This window comes from Moorena sp. SIO3H5, from assembly GCF_010692395.1.
In the GTDB taxonomy this organism is placed as follows: domain Bacteria; phylum Cyanobacteriota; class Cyanobacteriia; order Cyanobacteriales; family Coleofasciculaceae; genus Moorena.
The window spans coordinates 1-6,636 of record NZ_JAAHHS010000406.1 but is presented as its reverse complement, the minus strand read 5'-3'; the positions used below and the strand labels follow the sequence as shown (position 1 = coordinate 6,636).

General features: G+C 44.0%; 6 protein-coding genes. 3 read left to right on the top strand and 3 right to left on the bottom strand.

Translation table 11 applies throughout. The features are described from left to right. The 3 genes from F6K52_RS29620 to F6K52_RS29610 form a co-directional block, all read right to left on the bottom strand. Nucleotides 1–932, bottom strand: a 932-nt coding sequence (locus F6K52_RS29620; RefSeq protein ID WP_293087215.1) for a glycosyltransferase family 4 protein, incomplete at its 3' end; no start/stop codon positions are given. 1,210 nt (nucleotides 933–2,142) lie between these two features. Next, nucleotides 2,143–3,597 (bottom strand): cytochrome c biogenesis protein, encoded by a 1,455-nt coding sequence (locus F6K52_RS29615; protein ID WP_293087212.1) that lies wholly within the window; start codon nucleotides 3,595–3,597, stop codon nucleotides 2,143–2,145. Between the two features lie 125 nt (nucleotides 3,598–3,722). Next, complete coding sequence (locus tag F6K52_RS29610) at nucleotides 3,723–4,463, bottom strand: cytochrome c biogenesis protein CcdA (protein ID WP_293087209.1); 741 nt, start codon at nucleotides 4,461–4,463, stop codon at nucleotides 3,723–3,725. Between the two features lie 97 nt (nucleotides 4,464–4,560). Here F6K52_RS29610 and F6K52_RS29605 point away from each other — a divergent pair, with 97 nt between their 5' ends. The 3 genes from F6K52_RS29605 to F6K52_RS29595 all read left to right on the top strand — a co-directional run. Beyond that, on the top strand, nucleotides 4,561–4,797 hold the full coding sequence (locus tag F6K52_RS29605) for a hypothetical protein (RefSeq protein WP_293087208.1): 237 nt from the start codon (nucleotides 4,561–4,563) through the stop codon (nucleotides 4,795–4,797). A 35-nt stretch (nucleotides 4,798–4,832) separates the two neighbouring features. Beyond that, nucleotides 4,833–5,360, top strand: coding sequence for a MarR family transcriptional regulator (locus F6K52_RS29600; RefSeq protein WP_293087205.1), 528 nt, complete (start codon nucleotides 4,833–4,835; stop codon nucleotides 5,358–5,360). A gap of 147 nt (nucleotides 5,361–5,507) precedes the next feature. After that, the coding region (locus F6K52_RS29595) for an HlyD family efflux transporter periplasmic adaptor subunit (protein WP_293087202.1) at nucleotides 5,508–6,636 on the top strand (1,129 nt) is incomplete at its 3' end.

Sequence of the window (6,636 nt, the reverse complement as noted above, 5' to 3'; positions counted from 1 at the left end):
CCTCCTCGCATTGTGGTAACCATAGGAAGACCTGTTGCCATTGCTTCATAATGAACTCGTGCTAAAGGTTCTTGCCATTGAGATGCACAAACAAATATATCACCCATGAGGAAGTACTTCTGGACATCGGCAGGTGAAATAAAGCCAGTCAAGTAAATTGATTCTTCATAGGTTTTTGCTTGCTCTTTCAGTTGACGAACATATTTATTTTCCTCGTTATGGCCGTACCATTTGCTACCCACTATAAAAAGAAATGTTGATGGATGTTGTTCTAGAATTTGGGGTAGGGCAGAAATTAGGATATGAGGTCCTTTCTTAATACTTAATCGACCTACATAGACAACGATTTTGCGATCGGTCAATCCGTGAGAACTTAGCAATTCTTGGCGACGTCTAGATCCTTCCGGTGACCATCGGGACTGAAACTGTTCTAAGTCAACTCCTGCATATACCGGGTTAAGTTTATGTCGGTAGTCAGGGAAGAGATCGGCAATTCCATCAGCAATAAATTTGCTGACTGTTATGACTCCTCTGACCTTCTCTAGACAAGTCTCAGCAACCTCAGGTTTAATCTTCTCCTCATGAAACATTTCATTGTGCATGCTCAGGAGAAACTGACTACTAGGGCTAGCAGCAGCAATAGAGGGTAAGTATTTAGGGCGATTGTAAAGAATGACTAAATCGAATTTTTCCTCAGCTACAAATTTAGCAGCTGCTTGGTAGTAAGCGTCACTATCACCTGTCGGGAAGCGCTGGTAGCTCACTCCATTCAGGACATGTTGATTGGGCAAATCTGAATCAGTGACAGAAAAAACACTAACGTCATGAAACTTGCTTAGATAAGGTAGTATTCCGTCAATATAAGTCTGGATTGCACCTCCTCGAATACATGGAACAGGAAGCTTCTCCGTGCAGATTAAGAGGATCCTCACTACTTTGACCTCATAACTTCTCAAATTTGATTACTTTTCTCTGACGACATGATTACTCAGCTATTTGCTGTCCTTAATTTAGGGGCGTTGCAAACCTGCTTTTCAGTTCGCTGAGAGTGGTAGCTTGGGCTTGACCTTGGACACAACGAGTTATTCACCAAACTTAGTGGTGACTGCTGATAGCAGGACGCAATCTGCAACCTGATTTTGGGTTTTGTCGAACACCCAAACCTTGAGATCAACCCATGCTTATTTATCCATATACAGTGTGTTTAATTTTTTTGACACACTGTATATGGATTTTATTGCCAAGATTGCTCAATGTTATTGTGCCTTCAATGATTTTATAGTTATTGTGCCCCCAATGATTTTATATGAAATCTAAGAATTCAGGTGACGGTAGTTGACAAAATATTGAAATCCGCTTAGGTGCGCTTTCCGCGTTAAGAATTAAATTCGCCACGGGTCGCACCTGTGGTAGTGGCATCAGCGAACAACCGAAACCCGAAAAACTAGCTCCCCCCCCAATTCAAGCCACTGACAACAGAGCAGTTGGTGGTCGTGATACTGTAGCAAAAGCTGATCGAGCAACTTTTGAAGGAATTAGCCGAACTCAAGCTCAGACTGAAACCCAACACCTAAATTACCTAACAACCGTCATAGCGCGGACTTAATAAACCTCTCCAAAAACTTTAAAGTATCTTAGTAACTGCTTTTAAGCGCTCAAATTGACCAAGTCAATTTTACCTGAGGGGGTAACATTAGCCCTGAAAAGGTTACTATATAAGGCTTTGATGCCAATTTTCTTAGCAAAGATAAACTGGCAAATTGACCCTACGAATGATTTTATAGAAGCTCAAACCCTTATAACTACCTCCAAGCTCAGGCCAAAACAGTATGTATATTCTAGGTGCGCAACTGTAGTGAATTTAATTCGCCAACGGAAAGCGCACCGATTAAGTAACATATCGGCTTAAAGTACTCCCAGTAAGGATTTTAGCTTGCATTTCCCCCCCTCAGGTCTCCTCTAGAAGGAGAAAGAACATTTGCTATCGTAGGAGATGCCAGTTCAATTGAAGAGGCGACAGACATTGATTATTTTATCACTAACGCTTAATGTGAATTAGACAAAAGAGAAAGGAGGCTCCAATATGGAAATTTCACTGGCCACCCGGAAACCTCCCCTGTTCCGTTGCTGCATCGCTATATACTAAGCAGATTTGGCCAGTAAAGGTTCTACCGTCTGGGAGGATTCACCGACCTGCTCTAAAATCTCAATCAATTCCCGTTCAAAGGTGACCAAAGCACGATTGGTTTTCCCACCAATATAAAAGCGATCGCCTTTTTGTAATGCCCAAATCTGAGAGTGGGAGACATAACTCATCAGTACCCCTAACATCAGTAAGCCAAAGCCAGTGTAAACAAAGGGAATACCGGGGTCAGCTTTAATTTGTAAGCCAGTGCTGCCGATGACATCTTTAATTTTAAGAATCACCCCATTGACCTTAATCCCCATACCAGGACGAACGCTTGAAATGAGATTACCCGCTCCATCATAAACAAACAGCGTTCCCTGTAAGTCTCTAGCTAAAAGGGATACCCCTTCACTTAAATCAGGTTTTGTGGGAACCCAAGTTCCCCAAATCCGCCCCTCACCATTAGTGGGAAGTTGTGCCATGGGAAGCTGGAAAATTGGACTATTATTCAACTGCACCTGAACCCCAGCAATCCCCCAATCTGTTTGGTAAAAGGTGACACCTCGATATCTTAGGGGCTTATTGACATAAATCGTTTCTTGGTCAATGTCTTCACCTTGACTATCTAAAACTGACAGATTGGAGTAAAATTGATCTATATCCCCGGACGGAGTGTAATCAATCCAGAAACGATTCACCCGCACTGACAAATCTTTGGGGATTTGGGGCCAAGCAAACGGACCGGCATCAACAATGTTTCTAACTTGGAATGTATTGCCACTGGTAACCATTTCCTGAGCGGTAAATCCTGTCATTGACCCCCAAATTGACCCTCCCAGGATAATCAACATACTGGCATGAACTACAATGGGACCAATCCGTCCGATAATTCCTTTGCGGGCGTAGATAGTATCCCCCTCTTGGAATACCTTGTAACGCCGCTTTTCTAACAACTCAGTGAGGGAAGTAAAAGACCCCTTGTCCAACTCTACACTCAAGGCAAGTTTCCCAAACTGGCGGGGTTGTTTGTAAAACTTCCAATTCCGGGCTGCTTTTAAAGCCGGAAATTGACGAGTGAAGGTACAGGCGGTCAGACTACTACCGAATAAAACTAATAACGATAAAAACCACCAAGTCCGGTAGACATGATCTAAGCCTAGGAGCAACAACACTTTCCAGCTGAGGAAACCAAACAACGCTGGGTCTTCAGGATAATTGGCTTGGTAAAAGGCCAGAGATTCCCCCTGTTCAATAACTGTACCGCTGATGCTAAATAATGCGATCGCAAGTAGCAAGATAATCGCTAGCCGTAAGTTAGCTAGCAATGATACTAACCGACGCCACAACCGACTGCTACTAGTCAATGATGAGTTTTCTAATGAGTTTTCTAATGAGTTTTCTAATGAGTTTTCTGATGAGTTTTCTGATGAGTTTTCTGATGAGTTTTTTGATGAGTTTTCTAAAGTCATATAAAGTCTAGTTAATTACTTGTTTTGTTAATAAAATGAGTAAATTTAGGAAAAGAATATCAGTAAGTATATGCCCGTAGCGCATTAGCTGATAGCTGACGACGCACTCAGCACTCAGTACTCAGTCAAAAAATTCCCACAGGAATCCGAGACAACAAAGAAAACACACCAAATGCCACCAATAGCGCACCACTTACGGGTGTAATCCAACTCGACCACTGTCGCAATTCTAATAATCTTTTAATTGAAGCAGTAAAGGTACCTGCCAAGATCAAGGGTGCCACATAACCAGCTGTATAAGACAACAGCAAGGCACCACCTAAGACTAAATCTTTAGTTGAGACAACCCAAGCCAGTAACGTTGCTAATACGGGTGTACTGCAAGGAGAAGCGACTAAACCGAAGGTCAAACCAATCAGATAAGAGCGTAACCCTTTCGGCCATTCCTGGGAAATCCAATCCATACCACCCCAAGTTGGAAACTGTAGCGGTAGTGCTTCTAGTAAATTCAACCCCATAATAATGGCGATTAGGCTGACAATAATCGGTAAGCCAACACCGATTTGACCATAAACTCGCCCGATAGATGCTGCGATAATTCCTAATGCAGCTAAGGTTGTGGCTAAGCCTAAGGCAAACCATACCGATTGGGTAGCAGCTTGCAGCCGTCCTTGATTTTCATAACCACCGATGTAGCCAATCGTTATCGGTAGCATTGATAGCATACAGGGGGTTAGGCTAGTCAGTAACCCAGCAGCAAAGATGATGGCGATGCTGACTAGGCTCAGGTGAGTCAGTTGACTGTCAACCAGGTGATTAGCAAATTGTTGGAGTTGATAAAGTTGAGTCGATAATGTGTCAATCATAGGGAATCTGAACACCCAGTTTGGTTGAATTGTAGCGTATTTAACCGCTCAAGTACGGTGGCCAAACCCCACGGATATATAGCGGTTCTCATATTCAATGAGGCGGTGCGACAAGGCGCGAGGTTCCCAACTCCTAGGTCGCCGCTCCGCGAACGCCAAGGGAAGGCGCACCAAGAGAGTAGACAGAATTTTTTTACTGTTGCCTGTTGCCTGTTGCCTGTTGCCTGTTGCCGATTCCCGATTCCCGATTCCCGATTCCCAGATCCGCTGTTACGTAAAATCCACAACTTGTATACCTCACCTATTTGAGAAATACTATAGTAAGGCACGATAATAATAAGTCGGCAAACTTTTTTAAGGGGATAGACTATGTTCACTAAACGTGACCTTCCCTCAGAGCAGGAACTGCTAAATATGGCGAGACAGTACCCTGAGCTAGATATAGAATCAGTGTTTACTTGTCTGTCGTTCTTGAAAACTACCACTGAAATCTACGAAGCGATTGACACTCATATGGGTCGCTACGAGTTATCAATCGGTAAGTTTACTGTACTCATGCTATTACACAAAGCGGGTTCGTTAGGCTTGACTCCTTCCGAATGTGCTCAACAGGCTGGTGTTACTCGTGGGACAATCACAGGTCTGCTCGATGGTCTCGAACGTCAAGGGTTAGTTAAACGCCAGCCCCACCCAGATGACCGACGGATGCTGATGGTTCAGCTGACTCCAAACGGTTGGCAGTTCTTGAAGCAAATGCTTCCCGACCACTTTAATCGGGTGAAAGGTTTGATGGCTCACCTGACTGGCGCAGAAAAGAAAACCTTCGTTAAACTTTTAGCAAAGTTGCGAGCGGGAACCCCTGCTATGCACTCTGCTGAATTTCAGCTGACCCAGTAATGAGGGATTGCTCAAAAAATCTGTTACCGGTGCTCGTAATTCTATTTCCCTTATGATAAATTAAATAGTAAGGAGCCATATAATATGGCACGCAAGAGATAGTTATGGCTCATATAACCGACAAAAATTGATTTAACGCGAGGAGTCATGGAGCCAAAGATTGGGATAAAAGATCAGGGATTATCAAAGCCCCTAAGCCGTTGGGTGATTGTACTGGCTAGTGTTGGGATTCTGGCAACTGTGGTCGCTAGCCGATATAGTTTGCAAATGGTCAGTGAGCGCCCGCCAGAACCAGTGCCATCCCCCAGCACAACCCCAGCTATCCGAGCTGTAACTGCTCTAGGACGTCTCGAACCTGAAGGGGAAGTTATTCAATTAGCTGCTCCAACGACTTTTCAAGCACCAAGGGTGGCTCAGTTACTGGTTAAGGAAGGGGATAAAGTAGGTGCCAATCAATTGATTGCCATCATGGAAAATCGCGATCGCCTACAAGCGGATTTAGAACGGGCCAAAGCGGAGGTTAAAGTAAGCCGTGCGAACTTGGAGAAAGTCAAAGCCGGTGCTAAAAGTGGAACCATTGCTGCTCAGGAGGCTAAGATTAAACGACTAGAGGCAGAGTATCGGGGGCAGAAGGAGGCGCTACAAACTCGCATTGACCGTTTACAGACTCAGCTGCAAGAAACACAACAAGAAAAAGATGCCACAGTCAGGCGATTAGAGGCTCAGTTAAGGAATGTACAAGCAGATTTTCAGCGCTATGACCAGTTAGAACGAGACGGTGCGATCGCAATTTCCGAATTGGACAGCCGCCGCCTAAACGTAGAAACTGCCCAAGAGAGCGTGAGTGAAGCCATAGCCAACCGCAGCCAAACTATAAGCACCCTCAGGGAACAACTCAAAGAAGCTATTGTCAACCGCAACCAAACCCTAGCTGTGGTAGAAGCACAGATTAACGAAGCTAAAGCTACCCTCGAAGAGATAAAAGAAGTACGTCTTGTAGATATTAGACAGGCTGAAGCGGAGCTAGAAATGGCTATGGCACAAGTCAAGCAAGCCGAAGCAGAATTAAAATTTGCTTACGTCCATTCTCCACTAGATAGTCAAATTTTGAAAATTAACACTTATCCAGGAGAAACCGTAGATCAAGAAAACGGAATTGTGGAACTAGGGCAAACTGACCAAATGATGGTTGTTGCGGAAGTCTACGAAAGTGATATTAGTAAAGTCAAGCTAGGACAGAAAGTAACTATTATTAGTGAAAGCAAGGCATTTGAGA

Excerpts from the sequence above, each read along its gene's own strand:
- F6K52_RS29605 (WP_293087208.1), top strand. The coding sequence starts at position 4,561 with ATGAGGCGGTGCGACAAGGCGCGAGGTTCCCAACTCCTAGGTCGCCGC.
- F6K52_RS29615 (WP_293087212.1), bottom strand. The coding sequence starts at position 3,597 with ATGACTTTAGAAAACTCATCAAAAAACTCATCAGAAAACTCATCAGAA.
- F6K52_RS29610 (WP_293087209.1), bottom strand. The coding sequence starts at position 4,463 with ATGATTGACACATTATCGACTCAACTTTATCAACTCCAACAATTTGCT.
- F6K52_RS29600 (WP_293087205.1), top strand. The coding sequence starts at position 4,833 with ATGTTCACTAAACGTGACCTTCCCTCAGAGCAGGAACTGCTAAATATG.